The organism is Agrobacterium sp. GD03872, from assembly GCF_029840625.1.
In the GTDB taxonomy this organism is placed as follows: Bacteria; Pseudomonadota; Alphaproteobacteria; order Rhizobiales; family Rhizobiaceae; genus Agrobacterium; species Agrobacterium fabrum_A.
Genome location: NZ_JAOCCY010000003.1, coordinates 140,972 through 163,665 on the forward strand (window position 1 = coordinate 140,972; position 22,694 = coordinate 163,665).

Here is a 22,694-nt window from a genome sequence, read left to right on the forward strand (position 1 = left end):
GAGAGTTAAATGAATATCCGCCAAGCTGACCTCGCTCGTGAGCTTGCCACCTCTGAAATGACCGTGTCACGGCTTCTGCGTGGCCTCTATCGGGACAGCCAAGAGCTCACCGAGCTCGATTGCATCAGGGTGTTCGCCACCGTGGAATTACAGCGTCACGGGCTTCCTCGATCGGCCGCACTGGAACTGGTCAACGAGTTGACGAGTGAATTTCGTTATGTCGCCCAGAACAGCAAAAACCGCTGCTGGGCCGTAATGATCAAGAATGGAAATCGGAGCTTTCCGATGCCAGCCGTCGCACCGGCCCACCTTGACTCGCTCCTGTCCGTTCGTCCCATGTCCCGGGTTATCGCGCTCCACCACATTGCATCCCAGGCATCCGAACGCCTGGCGTCGTTGACGGCAGTGAAGGAGGCAGCCAATGCCTGAGATGATCGAAAACGTGCAGACCAGAGAGGACCGCAAAGTCTCCTCGTTCAACGATAAAGCTCGCACTGTGGACATCGTGCTCGCCACAGAGAATGAGGTGAAACGGCGGTCATGGGAGGAAGGCCCCTACGTCGAAATCCTCTCCGTCAACAGAGCAGCTATCGACACCACCCGGTTGAATGCGCTTCCCCTCGTTGACCAACACGATGTCTACAATGGCATGTCCGCCCGCTTAGGCTCGGTGGTGCCGGGCAGCCTTCGATTTGAAAACGGGACAGCGATCGTAACTGCCAAGATCTCCCGCAATGAGAAGGGAGCGGAACTGTTCCGAGATCTGGAGGACGGCCACGTGTTCGGCGCCAGTGTCGGCTACCGCATCGACGAATTCAAGAAAACAGACGCGCCATCCGGCGGTCTTCCAACTATCCGCGCAACCCGCTGGACGCCACTCGAGCTGTCCATCGTCAGCATCCCGGCCGATCCGGCAGCGACGACGCGCTCCCTCGAAACTGAAAGGAACCCGCAAATGCCCCAGGCAACCCAGACGCAGACCAACGACGACGACGACGACCACGCCACGCGGCAGATGTCGGTCCGCGAAGCCCGCGGCTTCGCCACCGAGTTCATGCGCGCGACAAACACCAGCGAATTCGGTGATGAAGTTCAGGACCGCATCAAGCGTGGCATGACCCAACAGCAAGTTCGAGACATACTTCTTGAGGTCATTGTCGCCCGCCAGGAGAGCTCCCCAACCTTCCCCCATGTGGAGACCCGTGGTGTGCATGAAAACCGTTATGATGGGCTGACGCGCAACCAGGCGATGGCCGACGCGCTCATGCTGAGACTCAATCCGGACCACAAACTGAAAGGCTCAAGTCGCGACTTCGTAGGCCTTTCGCTGGTGGAAATAGCTCGCCGTACCTTGGAGGCTAATGGCATCAGCACCATCGGCCAAGGAGCGGGCGAGACGATAACGCGTGCGCTACACACGACGAGCGACTTTGGAATTGTCATCTCTGATGTGGGCAAAACTGTCCTGCTTGCATCCTACGCCGCCACTCCGTCGGCATTGAAGGCAGTGGGCAAAAGAGCAATCGTAAAAGACTTCAAGACGAAGAACGCCGTGCGCCTCACCAAAACCGGCGGTTTGCAGAAGGTGAACGAACACGGCGAATTTAAGCGTGGAAGCTTCACCGAAAGCAAAGAGTCCTATCGTGTCGACACATTTGGCGAGATCATCGGCATGAGCCGACAGATGCTCATCAACGATGATCTGGGTGCATTCTCCGACCGCGCACTTCTCCTGGCGCAGCAGGCGACAAGGTTCGAAGCGAAATTCCTTGTCTCCTTGCTGAAGAGCAACCCGATCATGGGTGATGGGAAAGATTTGTTCCATTCCACACATGGAAATCTGGCTGCAACTGCGACTGTTCTGAACCATGCCACCCTCGCGGCGGGCAGAAAGAGCTTCCGCAAGCAAACAGACGACGCCGGAGAGCCGATCGGTCTGGGTCCGAAATTCCTCGTGGTGGGCCCCGAACAGGAAACCATCGCGGAACAGGTGCTCGCCCAGATCCAGCCGGCGCACACTGGTGACGTCAACGTATTTGCTGGAAAACTCCAGTTAATCGTAGAGGACCGGCTCGGTGACTCGCCGGAATGGTATCTTGTTGCAGATCCCAACCTGGTGCCCGGTCTCGAATATGCCTACCTCGAGGGATTCGAAGGTCCGTATTTCGAAGACAACTGGGGCTTCAATGTAGACGGAGTTGAGACAAAGGTTCGTCTGGATTTCGGCGGCGGCTTCATGGACTGGCGCGGCTGGTACAAAAACCCCGGACTCGCGGGGTGATACGAGATTGCCCGGGAGGCCTTGCGGCTACGCGCCCCGGGCATGGCGCTGGTGATCGCCTCGTAGTCACCCAATAACCTGGCTCCCTTCTGGATGGGGAGCGCAGGGAAGATGGGCAAACGTCATCCCGCCTTTACCGGCGCGCCTCCTTGGGAACTCGCAGACCGTCCGCTGCGGAGCGAGGGAGGCTCCTCCTGAAAGGAACAGATCCCCATGGCACTTTTCGACCGACTCGACCGCATGACCTCCAGCCAGGTCGATCGCATGTACGCAGTGCGCGCCACTATCGACGGAATGCAGGCCACGCCCAACGGCCGGCCAAAGCCCGACCCGGAACGGCGTGAGATACATGTGCGCGGCATATTCGATCAGGCGCCGGCATACGCTGAAATCGAGCAGGGCAAAAGGGACAGGACCGGAAACGATCTCCGCGCGCTCGTGAGTGGCGCCGATTTCACATTCAGCATCGACATCAAGCGCTATCCGGCGGCAGCCAGCGCCAAGCAGGGTGACGTGATCACGCTGGACGACGCCCGCAAGTTCCGGATTTCAAGTGTGCGGCCGGATGGCCTATCACGAACGGTCTTTGTGTTGACGACGAAGCTTTGACCGAGCGGCGCGGGCGCGGATCTCGTCCATCTTCGCCTCGAGCTGCTTCATGGGCTCGAGCTCCATCTCGAGACGTTCATAGATGGGCAGTACCTCAACGCCATCGTCGCCGAGAAAAACAATGATTTCGGCCAGCTTATCGAGCGCTCGCTCAATGCGCTCGGCTGTCACGGGTTCATTGGGTTTTACCGGCCGTCCCATCCCCCTCACCAAACCGCTATACTAACACAAACTGAAAACGCCTATGCGGAAGCAAATTCATAATATTAAGGTCTTGATGCAAAGTGTACCGCTGGTTGTCGATCATATAATGGACAGTGATGAGCGGCCTCGGGATCGTACCTCGCAGCGAGCGGATGAGGTCAGTATGGTCTTCATCACCCTGCCTAAATGCGATGCTGAATCTAAGTGAGTTAGGCGCTTTCTGTCTGTCAAGCCATCCACCCACGTTGATATACTGTGACATTGAATATCCCGTGGTCAAGCGCACGACTGTATGACCTTGTGCTTCAGAATGTTGAAAAATGTACGCCCACGGAAAAGGGACCTCCTCTCCGATCTTGCTTATGGAGATATTTTCAACTGTGACCCTGCGTCGATTCCAGTTGACCAACTCGAACTGAGCACGTCTACCAAGGTCAGCGGTAACAGAAATCTCTAAAGTTGGATGACTTTCTCCGAGAGCAAAGGCTGTTTGTCGTCTCTGCTCCCTGAGCTGACCAAATACAAGATACGCACCGACGGCAGCTGCTGCACCGCCCAACAGCCCCGAGGTCGCTGATAACCAATCTTGGGCCGTGCATCTATTCTGCTCGCATAAGTATGCACGCAGAACAGAAAAATCGACTGTATGCCAGTATCGTGCGATTAAGACGATAGCCAACATCACCAAAACTGTGACACTTGGCCAATAGATTCTGTGGATTTTCTTCATAGACTCACCCCTATGGCGAACCTACCCATTGAATGAAAGCTACACAATCAACTCTCAACGCTTCCAGATCGAGCACGGCCTTTTAGCAGAATCTTTCACAATCCGCCTCGCGTAACTCCAGAATGGCGACAGTTTCTATGTTGCAGTCCATGTCGCACGGAATCGCGGCCACGTCCGGTGAGTCGAGGAGAATCAAGGTGATACGCGGTGAAGTTTATGGTGCCAAACCAAAACCAACGAATGCGCCAATCAGCGCCAAGTATCTGATTTTGTGCGGCAATTTTTGGAGGCCTCGCCCGGAATTGAACCGGGGTACAAGGATTTGCAGTCCTCTGCGTCACCACTCCGCCACGAGGCCTCACGCGCTCTTCAATCAAGCGATGGCGGGCATTTAGAACGAATCCATTATGGGCGCAAGAGGGTTCGTTCCGAATGTGGTGTTTTTTCGGATCGGCCGGCACGCCGCAAAGGCCGGCCTCCTAAGCGCTTAAGATTTCGAAGTTTTTTGCATCTGCCTTATATTTTAGAGGAAACAAGGCCCGCATCCGGCGTGTTTGCGCCGTTGCGGGCAATGCGGCATTTCCTGTGCCGGCCGCTCATATCCGCCCAAGCAGAACCAGGATCAGAATGATCACCAGAACCAGTCCCAGGCCACCCGACGGGCCGTAACCGTAATTATGGTAACCCCAGCTGGGCAGAGCGCCGATCAGGAAAAGAATGAGCAGGATGACGAGGATGGTGCCGAGCATGTGTAACCCCCCTCCACTATTGGCATGTGTCCTGCCTGTTTGAATGACGAAGCGCATAAAAGGTTCCCTGGTCACGCGTCTCCGCGACAGGACGCCGAAAAGGCAAGCCGTTCCGTTTCAACGGCTTAAGCCGCAATTTCCAAACGCGCCCTTGCCGCACCGCCTCAGACGGTAATTCTCTGGCTAATTACATCGCGACGACGGGCCCGGGATGCGGATGGCGGGCCCGGCTTTTCGCTGTTCGACCAAGGTAGCGATTTATTCGAGGTGATTTCTCGGCCTATGTCTATCGGCGGTTGTCCGCCATAGTAGCGATAGTCCCCCGTACCCTGAAACTGGCGGGAGACGGAGAGATCTGGCATCACTGGCAGTGCGCCGGATCTCTCCCGCCCCTCCCTAAGCCCCCCAAATTCTCCTTTGCAGGCACACGGATATTTTACCGGCCGTGTACGCCTTTGCCTTGCCCTGCCGGTTTTACTCCGGTTAGACCCGGCATCGGGAGGGAGAAACGAGAATCACATGTCCGGTTTTGCGAACCTCATCCCGCTTTTCATCTTTGGCCTCCTCGTCTACTTTTTCTTTCGCTGGGTCGCGCGCGACATTCAGAATCCGAAGAGCAAATAGTCGGGGGAAAATCGCCTCCGGCCCCTTGTCCGCCGGGAACCGTCGCGCCTCCACATCGTTTTCACGGACGCACTTCGGAGGACAGGATGAAAACGCTCGCATCATCGGCCACTATCGCGCTTGCGCTGGCACTTGCCGGATGCACGACAGGCGGACCGGCCGCTTATGTCGGCCCCGCGCCCTATGTCGAACCCATCCCCGGCAGCATCATCTACAGAGGCCAGCCGCGCACCAAGCTGACAAAATCGCCGATCGGCAGCACCTTCAAGCATGAATTCCGCATCGACGGCAGCACAAGGGCGGTAGAGACCTACCGGATCGCGCCTGACCGTTCGCTGGAACTCATCGACCGGCGCATCATTCGCGAATGGCTGTTTGGCCGCGACGACTGACCGCACCGCAAGCGGGACGAACGGGCCTGTAACGGGATTGCGCATCCTGACCGCTTGGTTTAGAGCCGGGCGCAACAATCATTATGGATAGGCGATGAACACGCGCTGGCAAAAACCCGTCCTGATCGCGTTTGAAACGCCGGGCGACTATACGAGCATCGAAACCACGCAGGCGGCCTCCTGGGCGCTGATCGAGGACTGGCCGACAGAAGATGGCGAGGCGCTGGACAAGGCGCTTTTGATCTGCGCCGCCGTCGATGCCGGCCGGAAAAAGCCGGAAGATGCGCGCAAGGCCTTCATCGCCGCCGCAATCGAGGCGGGGCTCGATATCAAGGCCTGACAGAAATGGGCCATGCAAAAGGACGCCCTGAGACACAAGGTTTTCAGGAACACGGGTTCGATGGATCGCAACAGATGGAAGCTTCCGGAAACATGAAAAAAGCGCTGTTCATTTTTCTCCTCGCCTGCCTGGCGATCGGGCTTCTCGGCCACCTCGTGGTGGCCTTCGTCGTCACCAGCTGAAGGGCCGAAATCGCGTCCGCCGGAGAGCGGAACGGCAAGGCATTAAAAATCTCTAAATTTCATTCTTCTGTTATGGAACCGCGATAACCCTTTTCCGTTCTCTTTTCGATCAACCAGGGAGGATTGAAATGCGTGACGGATTGAACGGTTTTCTGGAAATTTCCATGCTCGGCTTCGTGGTCGCAAGCTGCCTTTTCATGGTCAACCTGCCGATCTGACCTTTTCAAAAAGTCCTTGCCTGACGGCGCCGGCTGCCTGATACGCCGGAACGGAAAATGCGGCCCTTTGGGCCGCATTTCTTTTCGATGAGGCTTCAGGTCAGGCCGAAAGCTTGGCGGCGATCTTCGCCACATGCGCGCCCTGGAAGCGTGCGCCCTCCAGTTCGATTTCGGAAGGCTGGCGCGAGCCGTCGCCATCGGTGATGGTGGAGGCGCCATAGGGCGAGCCGCCCTTGATTTCGTCGACGCCCATCTGGCCCTGGAAGGCATAGGGCAGACCGACGACGGCCATGCCGTGGTGCAGGAAGGTGGGGATGAAGCCGAGGATCGTGGATTCCTGGCCGCCATGCTGGGTTGCCGACGAGGTGAAGGCCGAGCCGACCTTGCCGACCAGCTTGCCACCAAACCACAGGCCGCCGGTCTGGTCCCAGAAATTGCGCATCTGCGACGCGACGGTGCCGAAACGCGTGCCGGCGCCAACGATGATCGCATCATATTCGGCAAGCTCATCCACTGTCGCCACCGGAGCCGGCTGGTCGAGCTTGAAGTGGGAGGACTTGGCGACCTCTTCCGGAACGAGTTCGGGAACACGCTTGACCACGGCTTCCGCGCCGGTGGATTTCACGCCTTCGGCAACCGCATAGGCCATTTTTTCGATATGGCCGTAAGAGGAGTAATAAAGTACCAGAACCTTCGTCATTCTCTTGGTTTCCTTTGCTGGAACTGTTTCCGGCGTACCGGCCAGAAGTTTTTTCAAAAACTCGATGATCATCGGCGTTGACCCGTCAAATGTGTGTGAAGAAAACCTAGCCGACGGGCCCTTGTCCCGCCAGCCGGAGATTGGCATACGCACTGTTCACGATGAGTGAACGGAAAACCCGAACGTCAACCATTTACAAAAAGACATTTTTTCAAAAGCGCTTTGCATTCCCCGGGCGCAGGGCTAACGTCTGATAAAACAGATGACGAGTGCACCCATGTCCAGCCCCTCCTCCACCTCCTCCGTTGTCACCGCCGCCATGCTCGCCATCGGCGACGAGCTGCTCTCCGGCCGCACCAAGGACAAGAATATCGGCCACCTCGCGGATGTCCTCACCATGTCGGGCATTGACCTCAAGGAAGTGCGCATCGTCGCCGACGAGGAGGAGGCCATCGTGGAAGCGCTGAACGCGCTGCGCAGCCGTTATGATTATGTCTTCACATCCGGCGGCATCGGCCCCACCCATGACGATATTACCGCGGATGCGGTCTCGGCGGCGTTCGGCCTGCCCTGCGAACACGATGCCGAGGCGCTGCGCCTGCTTGGCGACATGTACCGTGTGCGGGAGATGGAATTCACCGAGGCGCGCAAGCGCATGGCGCGCATGCCGAGGGGTGCGACCCACATCGCCAATCCCGTTTCCGTCGCCCCCGGCTTCGTCATCGGCAATGTCCATGTCATGGCCGGCGTGCCGCAGGTGTTTCAGGCCATGCTCGACAATGTCATGCCGACCCTGCGCACCGGTGCGAAGGTCATGTCGCAGGCGGTGCGTTCTCCCTATGGCGAAGGCGATATCGGCACGCCGCTGACGGCCATCCAGAAAGCCCATCCCGAAACCAGCATCGGCTCCTATCCCAAATATGACGGGCAGCGCTTTTCGACCGAGATCGTCGTGCGCGCCCGGGACGCCGGCGTGCTGAAGGCGGCGACCGACGCGGTTGCCGCCATGATCGAGACCATTGGCCAGGAAAAAAGACTGGCGGCCGGCAAGGGCGATGCAACCGCCTGAGTGAGAAAAGGCTTTAGACGAAAAGGTTTGACCAAAATCAAGGTGGCCATCGGCAAAGACGGCCACTCTCCCCCTAGAAACGACATGTCACCGAGGAGAGAGAAATGGGTTACAAGACGATACTGGCAGTGGTCGACAATGTTTCGAACACGCAGAAGCTCGGCGAATTCGTGGTGAGCCTTGCCGATCAGTTTTCCTCGCATGTGATCGGCCTGCACATGGAAACGCTGGCCGCGGTTCCCCTCGTCGCGCCGATGGAAATTCCCGACCCCGCCACCGTGCAGGCGCTGCAGGACGTGGCGCATAAGGAAACGACCGATGTCGGCACCCTTTTCGAGCGCACATTGTCCGCCAATGGCATCTCGCATGAATGGCGCAGCTTCGTCACCTCGGTGGGTTACGCTTCCGCATCGGCGATCGACAGCGCCCGCTGCGCCGATCTCATCGTCGCCCGCCAGAGCAGCGCCTCGGCACTGTCTGACAGCCGCTCGGACATCGATGGTTTCCTTTATGAAAGCGGCCGCCCCGTTCTCCTCGTGCCGCATGTGCTGACGGTGGCCAAGCCGATCAAGCGCGTCCTGATCGCCTGGAACGGCTCGCGCGAGGCGACCCGCGCCACCTTCGACGCCCTGCCCTTCCTCAAGGCAGCCGACAGCGTCGAGATATTCTCCGTCGATCAGGCCGAGAGCGAAACGCAGTCTTCGGGCCTCGCGGGCACGGAACTGGCCGCGACGCTCGCCCGCCACGGTGTGAATGTCACCGTCACATCGCAGGAAAAGATCGCCGGTATCTCGCCGCAGGCCGCTATCGAGAACCGCCTGTCCGATAACAGCATCGACCTTCTGGTCATGGGCGCTTACGGCCATTCCCGCTGGTGGGAGCTGCTGTTCGGCGGCGTCACCCGCACGCTGCTCGATTCCATGACCGCGATGACGCTGCTGTCGCGTTAAATGTGAATGCGGCGCAAACAGCGCGCCGCAAACCCCGCCATCTCGGTTAAAATGAGCGTCTGCCCCTTGTTTCTTCTCCCCGCCGGGGAGAAGTCCGCGGCAGCGGGATGAGGGGGCGAGCGCCGCGATATACGGAGGGGTTGCCCCCTCATCCGACCCTTCGGGCCACCTTCTCCCCGGCGGGGAGAAGAAACAGGCCGCAGACTCGCGTTTCCTGCGGATTGGCCTCACGGACTCTGAGCGCAAAGCTTGCCTTTTTGCCGGTCTTGCGGCTATTAGCCAAAGCCATCGACAATTTTGACCAGATGGTAGACGACATGTCCCTTCCCGATAAAGCCTTTCCCGTTTCCTGGGACCAGTTTCACCGCGACGCCCGTGCGCTTGCCTGGCGTCTTGCCGGTCTCGACAAAGAGTTCCGGGCAATCGTCTGTATCACCCGCGGCGGCCTCGTGCCGGCGGCGATTATTTCGCGTGAACTGAACATCCGCATGATCGACACGGTCTGCATCGCCACCCGCCATGACTATGTCAATCAGGGCGACACGGTTCTGCTGAAGGGCGTGGCCCCGGAGCTTACGGCGGATGCCGGCGAAGGCGTGCTTGTCGTCGACGACCTGACCGATACCGGCAAGACGGCGCTGGAAGTGCGCGAAATGCTGCCGAAGGCGCATTTTGCCTGTGTCTACGCCAAGCCGAAGGGCGTGCCGACCATTGACACTTTTGTCACCGAAGTGAGCCAGGATACCTGGATCTATTTCCCCTGGGATATGGGCTTCACCTATCAGGAGCCGATCGCCAAGGGATCACGCGGCTGATCGCCCGGCCGCGATTAAAAATCGGATATGCAAAACCGCCCCGCCGAGGGCGGTTTTTTATGGAGAAAAGTCCTTTTTGAAGGCGGCGGAAAAACACGGAAAAACCGCAGTGTCGCCATTATGCCTCACCCCGGAAATGCGGGCTTTTGTCTTTCCGTTGCGGAAACCAGCCTCGCGCAAGCTTCAAATTTTCCCGCCAAGTCACTGATTTTTCTAATCGCTTTTCCTATCCCCGTTTTCCACAGGCACTCCACACAATATCTTGTGGTTAAAAATGCGTTTCAATCTATGGCTTGACGAATCTGTGCTGCGAGAGGAAAGTGACATTTATGTTGCGGCGGCAACGGACCGGAAAGTAACGAGGCCGGTTCTTCCCCATCTTCAGCGCGCAAGTCCAAAGCGGCGTCCCGACCATGAGGGGGCGGTTCGCCGGAAGGTTTTGCGCGCCTTGCGGAAACCGCCAAAAACATGATGCGGGGACTGGCGGCAGGAAGCTGTTGATACTATATTTAGTATTCCATGACATGCTTGCAGCCGAATAAGCCACGATATACAGGGATCACATCCAAGGATGAACATCCCTTTCAGATCGGCAACAACCGGCTGCGCGAAGGTATCGCACGGCTGGACCGGATTTTTGCGCCCTTCACCGGGCGCCCAATGGACGAGGACAGGAAACCATGCGCATTGAACGCCGCTTCACGAAGCCCGGCCAATCGCCTTATGCGGAAATAGACTTCCGCAAGGCCGTCAGTGAAATCAAGAACCCGGATGGATCGATCGTGTTCCGTCTGGCGGATATCGACGTTCCCGCGCAGTTCAGCCAGGTTGCCACCGACGTTCTGGCGCAGAAATATTTCCGCAAGGCCGGCGTGCCGAAGTTCCTGAAGAAGGTTGAGGAAAACGACGTTCCTTCCTTCCTGTGGCGCTCTGTTCCCGACGAAAAGGCGCTGAAGGATGTGCCGGAAGCCGAGCGTTTCGGCTCCGAGACCGATGCGCGCCAGGTTTTCGACCGTCTGGCCGGCACCTGGGCCTATTGGGGCTGGAAGGGCAAATATTTCTCGTCCGAAGAAGATGCGCTCGCCTTCCGCGACGAGCTTGCCTATATGCTTGCCACCCAGCGCGTTGCGCCAAATTCCCCGCAATGGTTCAACACCGGCCTGCACTGGGCCTATGGCATTGATGGTCCCGGCCAGGGCCATTTCTATGTCGATCCCTTCACCGGCAAGCTGACCAAGTCCAAGTCCGCTTACGAACATCCGCAGCCGCATGCCTGCTTCATCCAGTCCGTCGAGGACGACCTCGTTAATGAAGGCGGCATCATGGATCTGTGGGTGCGTGAAGCGCGCCTGTTCAAATACGGCTCCGGCACCGGCTCCAACTTCTCTTATCTGCGCGGCGAAGGCGAAAAGCTTTCCGGCGGCGGCCGTTCCTCCGGCCTGATGAGCTTCCTCAAGATCGGCGACCGCGCAGCCGGCGCCATCAAATCAGGCGGCACGACCCGTCGTGCAGCGAAGATGGTCGTTGTCGATGCCGACCATCCTGACATCGAAGCCTATATCGACTGGAAGGTGAACGAGGAGCAGAAGGTTGCCGCTCTCGTGACCGGCTCCAAGATCGTCGCCAAGCACCTGAAGGCGATCATGAAAGCCTGCGTCAATTGCGAGGCCGACAATGGCGATTGCTTCGACCCGGCCAAGAACCCTGCCCTGAAGCGCGAAATTCGCGCCGCCAAGAAGGACATGGTGCCGGAAAACTACGTCAAGCGCGTCATCCAGTTCGCTGAACAGGGTTACAAGGACATTCAGTTCAAGACCTATGACACGGATTGGGATTCGGAAGCCTATCTGACGGTTTCGGGCCAGAACTCCAACAACTCCGTCTCGCTGAAGGATGACTTCCTGCGCGCTGTCGAAAATGACGGCGACTGGAACCTCACCGCCCGCAAGGACGGCAAGGTCATGAAGACGCTGAAGGCCCGCGACCTCTGGGAAAAGATTTCCCACGCCGCCTGGGCGTCGGCAGACCCCGGCCTGCACTTCAACACCACCATGAACGACTGGCACACTTCGCCGGCCGCCGGCCCCATCCGCGCCTCCAACCCGTGCTCGGAATATATGTTCCTCGATGACACGGCCTGCAACCTCGCCTCGCTGAACCTTCTGCAGTTCAAGGATCAGGCAACGAAGCGCATCGATATCGCCGATTACGAACATGCCGTTCGCCTGTGGACCGTCGTGCTCGAAGTCTCGGTGATGATGGCGCAGTTCCCGTCGCGCCAGATTGCCGAACTCTCCTATGAATACCGCACGCTCGGCCTCGGTTACGCCAATATCGGCGGCCTGCTGATGTCCTCGGGCATCCCCTATGACAGCGCCGAAGGCCGCGCCATTGCCGGTGCGCTCACCGCCATCATGACCGGTGTATCCTATGCCACCTCGGCCGAAATGGCCGGCGAGCTTGGCCCCTTCCCGGGCTTTGCGCCGAACCGCGACAACATGCTGCGCGTCATCCGCAACCACCGCCGCGCCGCTCACGGCCAGTCGGAAGGTTATGAAGGCCTGTCGGTCAACCCGGTCGCGCTCATCCATGGCGATTGCCCGGATCAGGACCTGATCGCCCATGCCGTCGCCGCCTGGGACAAGGCGCTGACGCTCGGTGAACAGCACGGCTACCGCAACGCCCAGACGACGGTTATCGCGCCGACCGGCACGATCGGCCTCGTGATGGATTGCGACACGACCGGCATCGAGCCCGACTTCGCGCTGGTGAAGTTCAAGAAGCTCGCCGGCGGCGGTTACTTCAAGATCATCAACCGCGCCGTTCCGGATGCGCTGCGTTCGCTTAGGTATTCCGAAAGCCAGATCGCCGAGATCGAAGCCTATGCCGTCGGCCATGGCAATCTCAACCAGGCGCCCGGCATCAACCCTTCCACGCTGAAGGCCAAGGGCTTCACCGATGAGAAGATCGAAGCCGTCAATGGCGCGCTGAAGAGCGCCTTCGACATCAAGTTCGTCTTCAACCAGTGGACGCTCGGCGCCGACTTCCTCAAGGAAACGCTGAAAGTTTCCGATGAGCAGCTCTCCGACATGAGCTTCAACCTGCTCGAGCACCTCGGCTTCGGCAAGAAGGACATCGAAGCGGCAAACGTTCACGTCTGCGGCGCGATGACGCTGGAAGGCGCACCGTTCCTGAAGGCCGAGCATCTGCCGGTCTTCGATTGCGCCAACCCCTGCGGCAAGATCGGCAAGCGTTACCTCTCGGTCGAATCCCATATCCGCATGATGGCGGCAGCACAGCCCTTCATCTCGGGTGCGATCTCCAAGACGATCAACATGCCGAACGATGCGACGGTTGAGGATTGCGGCGCAGCCTACATGCTCTCCTGGAAGCTGGCGCTGAAGGCCAACGCCCTTTACCGCGATGGCTCCAAGCTTTCCCAGCCGCTCAACGCCTCGCTGGTGGAAGACGAGGACGAAGAAGATTTCGTCGAGGAACTGATCCAGCAGCCGCTCGCCCAGCAGGCCGTGACGATCACCGAAAAGATCGTCGAACGCGTCATCGAGCGCGTCTCGCGCGAGCGTGAAAAGCTGCCGAACCGCCGTCAGGGCTACACCCAGAAGGCAACGGTCGGCGGTCACAAGGTCTATCTGCGCACCGGTGAATTCGGTGACGGCCGCATCGGCGAAATCTTCATCGACATGCACAAGGAAGGTGCGGCCTTCCGTGCGATGATGAACAACTTCGCCATCGCCATTTCGCTCGGCCTGCAATATGGCGTGCCGCTGGAAGAATATGTGGAGGCCTTCACCTTCACCAAGTTCGAACCGGCCGGCATGGTGCAGGGCAACGACGCGATCAAGAACGCCACGTCGATCCTCGACTACGTGTTCCGCGAACTCGCCGTCTCCTATCTCGGCCGCCACGATCTCGCCCATGTCGATACGTCGGACTTCTCCAACACGGCGCTCGGCAAGGGTATCCAGGAAGGCAAGACCAACCTCGTTTCCACCGGCTGGACCCGCGGTTACAAGCCGACCATCGTTTCCCGCAACGACGGCGAGCGCGCCGCTTCCGAACCCAAGGGTTCGGCAACGGCAGCCCCTGCCCGCGCTTCGGCCAACGTGACGGCTTTCGCCGGCTCCGCCGCCCGCAAGCTGGAACCGACCGTCGCCATCGCAACCTCCGAAATCGTCTCCTTCAAGCGGGACTATGAAGAGCGCGCCAGGGAACTGGCCGAAGAAATCGCCGAGGAAGTCATCGACGACGTCGCCCAGGAATCCCAGCAGACGGCAACCGCCCTCTTCTCCGACAAGGCCGCCGCCGACGCTGCATCGGCCAAGACGGAAGCCAAGAAGGTGGAAAACGAACGCCGCATGCGTTCGATTGCACAAGGGTATACCGGCAACATGTGCTCGGAGTGCCAGAACTTCACGATGGTGCGGAACGGCACTTGCGAGAAGTGCGATACTTGCGGTGCGACGAGTGGGTGCAGCTGAGCGTTAGCTCAGGCACCAAAAAATAATTAATCTTGAGGGCTCTTTCAGATATGAAAGAGCCCTTATTGTTTCGATGTTTTATTTATTGAAACTACTAGAAACCCGTAGTTGGTGGAGTTGGGAAACGGATTGGTTCTGACCGGAATCTATACCGAATGAAGCGAAACGATCCGCATCATTGGCGACACGCGCAGAGCGCAAGGAATATGACGACAATGGCTGGTAAAACCGATCAAACCGACTGGGTCCGTCTTCACGCCATGGCCGACGAAGAAGCGCAGGCCAATGCGCTGGCCGACCCTGATAATCTACCGCTTTCCGCCGAACAGCTCGCCGCAGCTCCCAGAATGCCGCATATCAAGATCATCCGCCGGGCCCTGAAGCTGACGCAGGAAGAGTTTTCCGTGCGTTATCATATTCCGCTCGGCACCCTGCGAGATTGGGAACAGGGCCGCAGCGAGCCGGATCAACCGGCCCGCGCTTATCTAAAGGTCATCGCTGTCGATCCGGAGGGAACGGCCGCCGCGCTCCGTAAGGGCGCGGCCTGACCCACCTCACCCCATAAAATCCACCAGCAACTTCACATTCAGCGCCGCAATCACCACCGCAATCAGCCACGCAAAGGCCGAAAGCCAGAGCGGCGCGCGAAGTGCACCCATCTTGGCCTTGTCAGCAGTGAACATCACGAGCGGGAAGACGGCGAAGGAGAGTTGCAGGCTCAGCACCACCTGCGTCAGGATCAGCAGTTCCGCCGTGCCGCTATCGCCATAGAAGATGGTGACGCCGGCGGCGGGGACGATGGCGATGGCGCGGGTGATGAGGCGGCGCAGCCAGGGGGCGAGCCGCATCTTGAGGAAACCCTCCATCACGATCTGGCCGGCAAGCGTTGCCGTGACGGTGGAATTGATGCCGCAGCACAAAAGCGCCACACCGAACAGCGTCGGCGCAATGGCAAGGCCAAGCAGCGGCGCGAGCAGATTATGCGCTTCGCCGAGTTCGGCGACATTGGTCTGCCCGGTCTTGTTGAAGGTCGCCGCCGCGAGAATGAGGATCGAGGCGTTGATGGTGAGGGCGAACATCAGCGCGATGGTGGAATCGAGCGTCGCGAATTTCAGGGCCTCGCGCTTTTCGGCAAGGGTTTCGCCGATTTCGCGGGTCTGCACAATGCCCGAATGCAGATAGAGATTATGCGGCATGACGGTGGCGCCGAGAATGCCGAGCGCCAGATAGAGCATGTCCGGATTGGTGACGATCTCCGTCGTCGGCGCAAAACCGAGGATCACCTGCCCCCAGTCGGGGTCGGCAAGCGCCACCTGAATGGCGAAACACACGGCGATGACGCCAAGCAGGGTGATGACCAGCGCCTCCACCCAGCGAAAGCCGAGCTTCTGCAGATAAAGGATCAGGAATACATCGAGCGCGGTGATGAGAACGCCAAGCTCAAGCGGAATGCCGAAGATGAGGTTGAGGCCGATGGCGGTGCCGATCACCTCGGCGATATCGGTGGCGATGATGGCGATTTCGGCCAGCAGCCAGAGCACCATGGCCACCGGCTTCGGATAGGCGTCACGGCAGGCCTGGGCGAGATCGCGGCCGGATGCGATGGCAAGACGGGCGCAGAGCGATTGCAGCACGATCGCCATGATGTTCGAGACCAGCGCAACGGTCAGCAGCGTATAACCGAACCTGGAGCCGCCGGCGAGCGACGTCGCCCAGTTGCCGGGATCCATGTAACCGACCGCAACGAGATAACCGGGGCCGAAAAAGGCCATCGCCCGGCGAAACGTGCCGGCATTCGGCTTGACCCTGATCGAGCTGTGAACGTCGGACAATGAGAGATCGTCGCCGTTCCGCCGCCATCCAAAGACTGGCTTGTCCATTTTATGCGCTTTCAAATGGAAGGTTGAATTTATGCAATTGCAAATCATTCGCATAAGCAACAGCGGCTGGCAAGCGGAGTTTTGCGGCCAGGCGGACGACGGCGGGGAAACCCGTCCGGTTTGAACGCAAACCGTTACGCTCTCGCCGGCTGCCGCTCCCGCCTTTCCGGCCTGGAACAAGCATCCAACGGGCAAAGCACTGCGGCTGAAACGCCTCGTCTCGCGGCGCAGGCGCGGATCCGCCGGATTTTGGCTCCGGGTCGAAATTCCGCAGGTCGGAAGAGAAGGACGGCAGCAGATACATAGGCTGCTGCAAAGGCAGGCGCAGGTGACGGAACCGCGATCAGTCGGGCGCGCTTCACGGCCTTGTCATCGCCCCTGCCCGCGCGCGCCGGAACAGCCGGGCGCCCGCCTGCGTTGACCTTCGGAAAACACGCAAATACCGGGGAAGTTCATGCGACGTGGTCAGAAATTCAGCCTGGTGAACCATCCGAGCCGCTGGCCTAAATATATCATGGCGCAGCGAAGGCCGCGCGACTGGCTGATGACGATCAGCGGCATCGTGCTGCTCTTCATCGTCGCCGCCGCGGTCGCCATGGGCTATCTCGTCACCAGCCATCCCGGCAAGCCGGAGCCGAACGCCGGAATCGCAGAGGAACAGGCAGCGGAAAACGGCGGATGAGCGGCGGCGCGGCGGCTTAACTCAGGCCCGCAAGATGCCCGCTGAACTGCGCCTCGTGCAGGCGGCTGTAATGGCCCTTGGCAGCCAGAAGTTCGGCATGGGCGCCGGTTTCGGCAATGCCGGTCTGGTCCACCACCACGATGCGCGAGGCATCGCGGATCGTCGCCAGCCGGTGGGCGATGACAAGCGTGGTGCGGCCCCTGGCAAGTTCCGTCAGCGATTGCTGGATGGCCCGTTCGGTTTCCGTGTCCAGCGCCGAGGTCGCCTCATCGAGAATGAGGATCGGCGGGTTCTTGAGGAACATGCGGGCAATGGCGAGACGCTGCTTCTGGCCGCCGGACAATTTGACGCCGCGTTCGCCGATGATGGTGTCGAGCCCGAGCGGCATGGCCTCGATGACGCTATCCAGCCGGGCGCGCCGCGCCGCCTCCATGATGTCCGCATCCGAAGCGCCGAGCCGGCCATATTCGATATTCTCACGGATCGTACCGCCGAACAGGAAAACATCCTGCTGCACGATGCCGATCTGGTTGCGCAGCGATGCAAGCTTCATCCCGCGGATATCGACGCCGTCAATAGTGATCGCACCGCTGGTGACGTCGTAAAAGCGCGGCAGAAGCGAGCAGAGCGTCGTCTTGCCCGCCCCCGAAGGGCCGACAAAGGCCACCGTCTCGCCGGCGCTGATCTTCAGGTCGATATTGGCGAGAACCTGCTTGCCCTCGGCATAACCGAAACCGACATGGCGATATTCAATATCGCCGCGCAGCAGCGGCGCTTCCACCGCATCCGGCGCATCGACAATATCGGGCGCGGTATCCAGCAGTTCGGTGAAGCGGCGGAAACCGGCAATGCCCTTCGGATAGGTCTCGATGACCGAGTTGATCTTTTCCACCGGGCGGAAAAATACGCCCACCAGCAGCAGGAAGCCGACAAAGCCGCCTTCCGTGAGATCGCCCGTCAGCACGAACCATGCGCCGCAGATCATCACGATCATCTGCGTCAGCCGCATGCTCATGTAGCTGAGCGACGTGCTGGCCGCCATGATCTTGTAGGCGTCAAGCTTGGTGCGGCGGTATTTCTGGTTGTCCTTCTCGAACAGCGCCCGCTCGTGATCCTCGTTGGCGAAAGCCTGCACGACCCGCATGCCGCCGACATTTTCCTCGATACGGGCGTTAAAATCCCCGACCCGGCCATAAAGTGCGCGAAAATTCTGCGTCATGCGGCCGCCGTAACGGCTGGTCACCCAGGCGGTAACGGGCACGACGGCGGCGGTGATCAGCGCCAGCGGCACATTGACCGACAGCATCAGCAGGAAAGCGCCGATGAAGGTCATGATGGCGATGAACAGGTCTTCCGGGCCGTGATGGGCCACCTCGCCGATCTCTTCCAGATCCTTGGTCAGCCGCCCGACCAGATGACCGGTCTTCTGGTTGTCGAAATAACGGAAGGAGAGCTTTTGCAGATGATCGAAGGCCAGACGCCGCATGTCGGTCTCGATGTTGATGCCGAGCATGTGTCCCCAGTAGGTGACGGTCGCCATCAGCCCGGTATTCAGCACATAGATGAGCAGCAGCCCCACGGAAGCGGCAAGGATGATGGCCCATTCACCACCCGGCAGCAGCACATCCACAAAGGCCTTTACCGCCATGGGAAAACCAAGTTCGAGCACACCCGACAAAACCGCGCAGGAAAAATCGAGAATGAACAGACCGCGATAGGGACGGTAATAAGCGAAGAAACGGCGGAGCATGGCATGACCTGAAGATCGGGCGCGGCAACCTTACGCCGCAATAAAAACGGAGTTCAATTGTCATATTTCAATGCGCGCGCCAAGACCGATGTTCTATTTTTACCAAAATCGTTCAATAGGTTCAGCAATAAACACACAACGGTAATGTGATCCGATTATATTGCACTTATATGTATCGGTGTGACAGAGTGAATGCACCCCTTAAGGGGGGAGAATGCGAGAAAGAGCCTGCCGTGAGTAACAATGACAGCCGTAAGCAGAGTGGCGAACCGAGATGGCTTGGTCCTGCCAGCCCGACGCGGATCGCCCTGATCCCGCCCATTTCGGCCGCGCGCTGGCTGCTTGTTCTCGTGGCGCTGGCCGGCATCTATTTCTTCCACGGCTTCCTTGTTCCCGTCCTTGCCGCCCTCGTCATCGGTTTCGCCAGCTGGCCGGTTTATACGCGGCTTCTGCGGCAGGTGGGCGGCAACACCACGCTCGGCGCCACCATCGCCATCATCCTCATCCTCGCTTTCCTCGTGGTGCCGATCTTCATCGCCGCCTCCTATACGGCGAGTGAAATCCGCGAATGGTTCGGCTGGGCGGTGCATGCCAACAAGACCGGCGCGCCGGTGCCGGACTGGATCGCCGCGCTGCCCGCCATCGGCCCCTGGCTCGGCGAACAATGGGTGAAATATATCGGCACGCCGGGCGCCATCGGCGAACTCATCCAGCTCGTCAGCGGCGCCAATATCGGCAATATCTACAGGGCGATCCTCGCCGCCGGCAACGGCGCGTTCCACCTGGTGCTGACGCTGCTCTTCATGCTCATCGCGCTGTTCTTCGTCTACCGCAACGGCGCCGGCTTCACCCGGCAGGTGGATCTGGTGGGTGAGCGCATCCTGCCGACGCGCTGGGAACGCATTTCCCGCGTCGTGCCCGCCACCATCAGCTCCACCGTCACAGGCATGACGCTGATCGCCATCGGCGAAGGCATCATCCTCGGCATCGCTTACTGGATCGCCGGCGTGCCCTCGCCCGTCACGCTCGGCGTGCTGACCGGCGTCATGGCGCTCATTCCCGGCGGCGCGCCGCTCTCCTTTACGCTGGTATCGATCTATCTGGTCGCCAGCGGCTCGCCCGCCCACGGGCTGGCGCTATTCGTCTGGGGCTCGGTCGAACTCTTCATCGTCGACAAGACCATCCGCCCGAAACTCGTCGGCGGCCCGATCAAACTGCCCTTCCTGCCCACATTTTTCGGCCTCGTCGGCGGCGTCAAGACCATGGGTTTCCTCGGCCTGTTCATCGGCCCGGTGCTGATGGCGCTCTTGGTGGCGATCTGGCGCGAATGGGTGCGTGAGGTGGAAATCTCCGCCGCCGCCAGCGCCGACGTGCCGCCTCCGCCACCAACGCAGGATGACGCCGTTGATGAGGTCGCCGCGCTCGAAGACGATGGTGAGGAAACGACGGCGTTTCGCAAAGCGGCTTTTTGATCGGTTGACGCCTGCGGGCAGACGCCTCGGCCCTCGTACCTGCAGACAGTCCTCAAACCGCGCATTCGTCATGCTCGGGCCTGTCCCGAGCATCTGCCAGCGATTGATACAACGATACGTGATCAGATCCTCGGCACAGGGCCGTGGATGACGTGAAGGATAGGCAAGGTCGCGGCAAACTCGTGCCGCTGGCCTAAATCACCTTCTCCATGAACAGGCTCAGCGGGTCAGGCCTGTAGGGCGCAAAGGCCTCGATTTCCACAAATCCCGCCTTGCGGTAAAGACCGATAGCCTCCGGCTGGCTGATTCCGGTTTCGAGACGGATGGCGGAAAGGCCAAGCTCGACGCCGCGCGCAACAAGCGTATCCATGATCAGCTTGCCGATCCGCAATCCCCTTGCATCAGGATCGACGAACATGCGCTTCACCTCCGCCGTGCCGTCGCCCGCCTCCACCAGCGCGCCGCAACCAACGACGCGGCCTTCATGCCGCACCACGAAGAAGGAGACATTGTCCTTTTCCAGCTGGCTTATATCGACCAGATGATTGCTCTCTGCGGGGTAAAGCGAGGCCATATAGGCGTTGGAAAGATCGATGAGGCGCAGAACCGCGTCCTGCCTCGGTGTCTCAAGCTTGATTTCGGTGGCCAATGCGATGCCTGCTTTCTCTCAAAAAATGCGTATTTCGTCGTAATGTCACTGCAATCGGGATAGATGAGTTTCTAGAGCATTATTCCCGACAGAGGCAACACACCCCATGAAAACAGCCCTCGTTCTCATGACCTTCCTTGGCTGCGACGACAGCGCCACCGATTGCCATTATCTCGCCACCTCGCAGCAGCGCTGGACGAGCATCGAACTGTGCGACGCCGTGTCGGAAAAGGAACTGGAGCGTTACGCCAATGCGCCCTACCCGGTCGTGGTGGCCGTGTGCCAGACGCCGGGTGAGCAGGCCCCGCAGACGGCCGGCGCGCAACCTCCCGCCACGGCACCGGTCACTGCACCGCAGCCAACGGCAGCGGTTACGCCGAAGGAAGAGGAGAGCCTCACCAAACAGGCAATCAGCCGCGTCAGCCGTATCCTGCCTTCCACCGAAGGCATAAAGCATCTTTTGGGGACACCGGTGAGGATGGTTGAAAACAGCTATTCGTGGATCGCCAAGCGGTTCGATAAGTGAGGCAATTGGGAAAAAGCGGCGGCGGCTTTCTTTGCCGATGCTAGGTAGAGATTTCCTCTGACAGCAAAGCACCCCACTTTCCTCATTCCTGTGCTTGTCACAGGAATGAGGAAAGTGGGGTGATGCGCCCTGTCCTGAAACAGCGCAGCGTCCATAGGTTTCCAGCCTCGCCCGAAATACCCAGACCTCAGGCCGCCTCGACCGTCAGCGCTTCCGCATAATACCGCGCCTTCTGCCGCTCTTCCGCAATGGCCAGCTTGCGCACGGCATGCAGCAGTTCGAACAGCGTTTCGGAACCGCTGGCGTCGCGGAAATGCGCCAGCAGTTCAGCCGAGACGGAGGCTGCCGCTTCAGAAAGCTGCGAGCGGGCGGCACGGCGCCACATCAGTGTCGCCTCAATGAAGACGTCGACAACATCGCCAAATAGCCCGACGGACTGAAACAGTGCCTTCAGCGCATGTGGCCGCCCCGTCGCCAGAATGGCGCGCACCTTGCGGTCATCGAGACCGGAGAGATTGACCATCGCCGCGGTAAAGAATTCCAGCCGGCCAGAACAGACGGCATGGATGAGCAGCGCCGGCGTCAGTTCCAGCCGCTGGCGCAGATGCTCCACCAGCGCCGGCAGCTCCGGCGAGGAAACGTTTGATGCGATGAGGATGGTGGCGGAATCTTCCGCCTCGCGAAAAATGCTGTCGGCGCGGTTGCGCGCGATCATCGCGTGAACCAGCGCGGAACCGGCAAGCGCCTCGCTGATGCGGCCCATCAGCAGGTGCCGTGCATCGGCCGGCAGCGCCTCGCGGCGCAAAAGGAGGTCGCGAACATCGGCGTCGCAGCCATGGCGCTCGGCAATACGCCTGAGCGAGAATGGCGTGATGAAGGCATCGTCGTTTTCGAGCAGGATGATGGTTTCGGGCAGATCGCCGACTTCGGCAAGGGCGGCGCAGACCCCGCGTGGCAGGCCGGGCCGTGCGGCGATGAGGGAGCGCGTCAGGCTTTCGCCGCGACCGGCAAGATCGACCAGATCGGCTTCGCCCAAAACCGGCGAGCGGGCAATCACCGTGCAGGCGATTTCCGGCTGGTCTTCGGCAAGCGAAACCAGAATGGCGCGCGGTGCATCGTGGGCATCCGCCAGCGCCTCGGCAAGCGCCAGCCGCACACGCGGCGAAGGATCGTCGAGCAGATAGGTCATCGCCATATAGGCGGCATCGCGGTTCTCGCGCGCCATGTCGGACTGAAGATAGGCGCGACCGAGAGCATTGGCGGCTTTCGCCCGCTCGGTCGATCCAGCCTTTTCAGACCAGCGAAGAAATGCCTGTACGATCACCTGAGCCTCGAAACACATTCATACAATGGATGGCGGCATCATCGCCGCC

Annotated in this window: 22 protein-coding genes and 1 tRNA gene; 14 read left to right on the forward strand and 9 right to left on the reverse strand. The window is 59.7% G+C overall.

The features are described from left to right. The first annotated feature begins 9 nt into the window (after nucleotides 1–9). The 3 genes from N5D22_RS08190 (at nucleotide 10) to N5D22_RS08200 (ending at nucleotide 2,890) form a co-directional block, all read left to right on the forward strand. The gene (locus tag N5D22_RS08190) at nucleotides 10–429 is read left to right on the forward strand and encodes a hypothetical protein (protein ID WP_279657236.1); all 420 of its coding nucleotides are present in this window, start codon (nucleotides 10–12) and stop codon (nucleotides 427–429) included. Next, a complete protein-coding gene (locus tag N5D22_RS08195; protein ID WP_279657235.1) occupies nucleotides 422–2,281 on the forward strand; it encodes a prohead protease/major capsid protein fusion protein in 1,860 nt (619 codons plus the stop codon). The genes N5D22_RS08190 and N5D22_RS08195 overlap by 8 nt, the downstream gene beginning before the upstream one ends. A gap of 213 nt (nucleotides 2,282–2,494) precedes the next feature. Continuing rightward, nucleotides 2,495–2,890 carry a hypothetical protein gene (locus tag N5D22_RS08200; RefSeq protein ID WP_279657234.1) on the forward strand — a complete coding sequence of 132 codons (396 nt, stop codon included), beginning with the start codon at nucleotides 2,495–2,497 and terminating at the stop codon, nucleotides 2,888–2,890. Here N5D22_RS08200 and N5D22_RS08205 read toward each other — a convergent pair. The 4 genes from N5D22_RS08205 to N5D22_RS08220 form a co-directional block, all read right to left on the reverse strand. Continuing rightward, nucleotides 2,855–3,091 carry a hypothetical protein gene (locus tag N5D22_RS08205; RefSeq protein WP_279657233.1) on the reverse strand — a complete coding sequence of 79 codons (237 nt, stop codon included), beginning with the start codon at nucleotides 3,089–3,091 and terminating at the stop codon, nucleotides 2,855–2,857. The two genes, N5D22_RS08200 and N5D22_RS08205, sit on opposite strands and share 36 nt — an antisense overlap. A 16-nt stretch (nucleotides 3,092–3,107) precedes the next feature. Then, the gene (locus N5D22_RS08210; protein WP_279657232.1) at nucleotides 3,108–3,824 is read right to left on the reverse strand and encodes a hypothetical protein; all 717 of its coding nucleotides are present in this window, start codon (nucleotides 3,822–3,824) and stop codon (nucleotides 3,108–3,110) included. A gap of 284 nt (nucleotides 3,825–4,108) precedes the next feature. Beyond that, nucleotides 4,109–4,182: transfer RNA gene (locus N5D22_RS08215), tRNA-Cys, on the reverse strand. 238 nt (nucleotides 4,183–4,420) lie between these two features. Continuing rightward, nucleotides 4,421–4,573, reverse strand: coding sequence for a DUF3309 family protein (locus N5D22_RS08220; RefSeq protein ID WP_084687064.1), 153 nt, complete (start codon nucleotides 4,571–4,573; stop codon nucleotides 4,421–4,423). A gap of 710 nt (nucleotides 4,574–5,283) precedes the next feature. On the opposite strand from N5D22_RS08220, the gene N5D22_RS08225 reads away from it, so the two are divergent. Next, nucleotides 5,284–5,589: a hypothetical protein gene (locus N5D22_RS08225; RefSeq protein ID WP_279657229.1), complete on the forward strand. Its 306-nt coding sequence runs from the start codon at nucleotides 5,284–5,286 to the stop codon at nucleotides 5,587–5,589. A 94-nt stretch (nucleotides 5,590–5,683) separates the two neighbouring features. Further along, complete coding sequence (locus N5D22_RS08230; RefSeq protein ID WP_279657228.1) at nucleotides 5,684–5,929, forward strand: DUF982 domain-containing protein; 246 nt, start codon at nucleotides 5,684–5,686, stop codon at nucleotides 5,927–5,929. Nucleotides 5,930–6,429: 500 nt separating this feature from the next. Here the strand turns inward: N5D22_RS08230 and wrbA are convergent, their stop codons facing one another. After that, nucleotides 6,430–7,029, reverse strand: a complete 600-nt coding sequence (wrbA, locus tag N5D22_RS08235; protein WP_279657227.1) for an NAD(P)H:quinone oxidoreductase type IV — start codon at nucleotides 7,027–7,029, stop codon at nucleotides 6,430–6,432. A 277-nt stretch (nucleotides 7,030–7,306) separates the two neighbouring features. On the opposite strand from wrbA, the gene N5D22_RS08240 reads away from it, so the two are divergent. The 6 genes from N5D22_RS08240 to N5D22_RS08265 all read left to right on the forward strand — a co-directional run bounded on the left by N5D22_RS08240 (nucleotide 7,307) and on the right by N5D22_RS08265 (nucleotide 14,910). Next, a complete protein-coding gene (locus N5D22_RS08240; RefSeq protein WP_279657311.1) occupies nucleotides 7,307–8,098 on the forward strand; it encodes a competence/damage-inducible protein A in 792 nt (263 codons plus the stop codon). Nucleotides 8,099–8,202: 104 nt separating this feature from the next. Then, nucleotides 8,203–9,048: a universal stress protein gene (locus N5D22_RS08245; protein ID WP_279657226.1), complete on the forward strand. Its 846-nt coding sequence runs from the start codon at nucleotides 8,203–8,205 to the stop codon at nucleotides 9,046–9,048. 317 nt (nucleotides 9,049–9,365) lie between these two features. After that, entirely contained in the window at nucleotides 9,366–9,863 is a 498-nt protein-coding gene (gene gpt, locus N5D22_RS08250) for a xanthine phosphoribosyltransferase (protein ID WP_080790571.1), read from the forward strand. Nucleotides 9,864–9,890: 27 nt separating this feature from the next. Beyond that, complete coding sequence (locus N5D22_RS08255; RefSeq protein WP_279657225.1) at nucleotides 9,891–10,160, forward strand: hypothetical protein; 270 nt, start codon at nucleotides 9,891–9,893, stop codon at nucleotides 10,158–10,160. 383 nt (nucleotides 10,161–10,543) lie between these two features. Continuing rightward, nucleotides 10,544–14,362, forward strand: coding sequence for a vitamin B12-dependent ribonucleotide reductase (locus N5D22_RS08260; protein WP_279657224.1), 3,819 nt, complete (start codon nucleotides 10,544–10,546; stop codon nucleotides 14,360–14,362). Between the two features lie 215 nt (nucleotides 14,363–14,577). Further along, nucleotides 14,578–14,910: a helix-turn-helix domain-containing protein gene (locus N5D22_RS08265; protein ID WP_279657223.1), complete on the forward strand. Its 333-nt coding sequence runs from the start codon at nucleotides 14,578–14,580 to the stop codon at nucleotides 14,908–14,910. Nucleotides 14,911–14,916: 6 nt separating this feature from the next. On the opposite strand, the gene N5D22_RS08270 is transcribed toward N5D22_RS08265, so the two are convergent. Next, entirely contained in the window at nucleotides 14,917–16,242 is a 1,326-nt protein-coding gene (locus N5D22_RS08270) for an Nramp family divalent metal transporter (RefSeq protein ID WP_279657222.1), read from the reverse strand. Between the two features lie 454 nt (nucleotides 16,243–16,696). Between N5D22_RS08270 and N5D22_RS08275 the strand changes: the two genes are divergently transcribed. Further along, nucleotides 16,697–16,924, forward strand: a complete 228-nt coding sequence (locus N5D22_RS08275) for a hypothetical protein (protein WP_279657220.1) — start codon at nucleotides 16,697–16,699, stop codon at nucleotides 16,922–16,924. Between the two features lie 16 nt (nucleotides 16,925–16,940). Here N5D22_RS08275 and N5D22_RS08280 read toward each other — a convergent pair whose 3' ends face one another. Beyond that, entirely contained in the window at nucleotides 16,941–18,674 is a 1,734-nt protein-coding gene (locus N5D22_RS08280; RefSeq protein ID WP_279657219.1) for an ABC transporter ATP-binding protein, read from the reverse strand. A gap of 233 nt (nucleotides 18,675–18,907) precedes the next feature. Between N5D22_RS08280 and N5D22_RS08285 the strand changes: the two genes are divergently transcribed. Further along, entirely contained in the window at nucleotides 18,908–20,146 is a 1,239-nt protein-coding gene (locus N5D22_RS08285) for an AI-2E family transporter (RefSeq protein ID WP_279657218.1), read from the forward strand. Nucleotides 20,147–20,339: 193 nt separating this feature from the next. Here the strand turns inward: N5D22_RS08285 and N5D22_RS08290 are convergent, their stop codons facing one another. Further along, nucleotides 20,340–20,795, reverse strand: a complete 456-nt coding sequence (locus N5D22_RS08290) for a GNAT family N-acetyltransferase (protein ID WP_279657217.1) — start codon at nucleotides 20,793–20,795, stop codon at nucleotides 20,340–20,342. Nucleotides 20,796–20,901: 106 nt separating this feature from the next. Here N5D22_RS08290 and N5D22_RS08295 point away from each other — a divergent pair, with 106 nt between their 5' ends. Continuing rightward, complete coding sequence (locus N5D22_RS08295; RefSeq protein ID WP_279657216.1) at nucleotides 20,902–21,321, forward strand: hypothetical protein; 420 nt, start codon at nucleotides 20,902–20,904, stop codon at nucleotides 21,319–21,321. 187 nt (nucleotides 21,322–21,508) lie between these two features. Here N5D22_RS08295 and N5D22_RS08300 read toward each other — a convergent pair whose 3' ends face one another. Beyond that, nucleotides 21,509–22,663 (reverse strand): DUF2336 domain-containing protein, encoded by a 1,155-nt coding sequence (locus N5D22_RS08300; protein ID WP_279657215.1) that lies wholly within the window; start codon nucleotides 22,661–22,663, stop codon nucleotides 21,509–21,511. Between the last annotated feature and the right edge of the window lie 31 nt (nucleotides 22,664–22,694).

Excerpts from the sequence above, each read along its gene's own strand:
- N5D22_RS08190 (WP_279657236.1), top strand. The coding sequence starts at position 10 with ATGAATATCCGCCAAGCTGACCTCGCTCGTGAGCTTGCCACCTCTGAA.
- N5D22_RS08195 (WP_279657235.1), top strand. The coding sequence starts at position 422 with ATGCCTGAGATGATCGAAAACGTGCAGACCAGAGAGGACCGCAAAGTC.
- N5D22_RS08200 (WP_279657234.1), top strand. The coding sequence starts at position 2,495 with ATGGCACTTTTCGACCGACTCGACCGCATGACCTCCAGCCAGGTCGAT.
- N5D22_RS08205 (WP_279657233.1), bottom strand. The coding sequence starts at position 3,091 with ATGGGACGGCCGGTAAAACCCAATGAACCCGTGACAGCCGAGCGCATT.
- N5D22_RS08210 (WP_279657232.1), bottom strand. The coding sequence starts at position 3,824 with ATGAAGAAAATCCACAGAATCTATTGGCCAAGTGTCACAGTTTTGGTG.
- N5D22_RS08220 (WP_084687064.1), bottom strand. The coding sequence starts at position 4,573 with ATGCTCGGCACCATCCTCGTCATCCTGCTCATTCTTTTCCTGATCGGC.
- N5D22_RS08225 (WP_279657229.1), top strand. The coding sequence starts at position 5,284 with ATGAAAACGCTCGCATCATCGGCCACTATCGCGCTTGCGCTGGCACTT.
- N5D22_RS08230 (WP_279657228.1), top strand. The coding sequence starts at position 5,684 with ATGAACACGCGCTGGCAAAAACCCGTCCTGATCGCGTTTGAAACGCCG.
- wrbA (WP_279657227.1), bottom strand. The coding sequence starts at position 7,029 with ATGACGAAGGTTCTGGTACTTTATTACTCCTCTTACGGCCATATCGAA.
- N5D22_RS08240 (WP_279657311.1), top strand. The coding sequence starts at position 7,307 with ATGTCCAGCCCCTCCTCCACCTCCTCCGTTGTCACCGCCGCCATGCTC.
- N5D22_RS08245 (WP_279657226.1), top strand. The coding sequence starts at position 8,203 with ATGGGTTACAAGACGATACTGGCAGTGGTCGACAATGTTTCGAACACG.
- gpt (WP_080790571.1), top strand. The coding sequence starts at position 9,366 with ATGTCCCTTCCCGATAAAGCCTTTCCCGTTTCCTGGGACCAGTTTCAC.
- N5D22_RS08255 (WP_279657225.1), top strand. The coding sequence starts at position 9,891 with ATGCAAAACCGCCCCGCCGAGGGCGGTTTTTTATGGAGAAAAGTCCTT.
- N5D22_RS08260 (WP_279657224.1), top strand. The coding sequence starts at position 10,544 with ATGCGCATTGAACGCCGCTTCACGAAGCCCGGCCAATCGCCTTATGCG.
- N5D22_RS08265 (WP_279657223.1), top strand. The coding sequence starts at position 14,578 with ATGGCTGGTAAAACCGATCAAACCGACTGGGTCCGTCTTCACGCCATG.
- N5D22_RS08270 (WP_279657222.1), bottom strand. The coding sequence starts at position 16,242 with ATGGACAAGCCAGTCTTTGGATGGCGGCGGAACGGCGACGATCTCTCA.
- N5D22_RS08275 (WP_279657220.1), top strand. The coding sequence starts at position 16,697 with ATGCGACGTGGTCAGAAATTCAGCCTGGTGAACCATCCGAGCCGCTGG.
- N5D22_RS08280 (WP_279657219.1), bottom strand. The coding sequence starts at position 18,674 with ATGCTCCGCCGTTTCTTCGCTTATTACCGTCCCTATCGCGGTCTGTTC.
- N5D22_RS08295 (WP_279657216.1), top strand. The coding sequence starts at position 20,902 with ATGAAAACAGCCCTCGTTCTCATGACCTTCCTTGGCTGCGACGACAGC.
- N5D22_RS08300 (WP_279657215.1), bottom strand. The coding sequence starts at position 22,663 with ATGTGTTTCGAGGCTCAGGTGATCGTACAGGCATTTCTTCGCTGGTCT.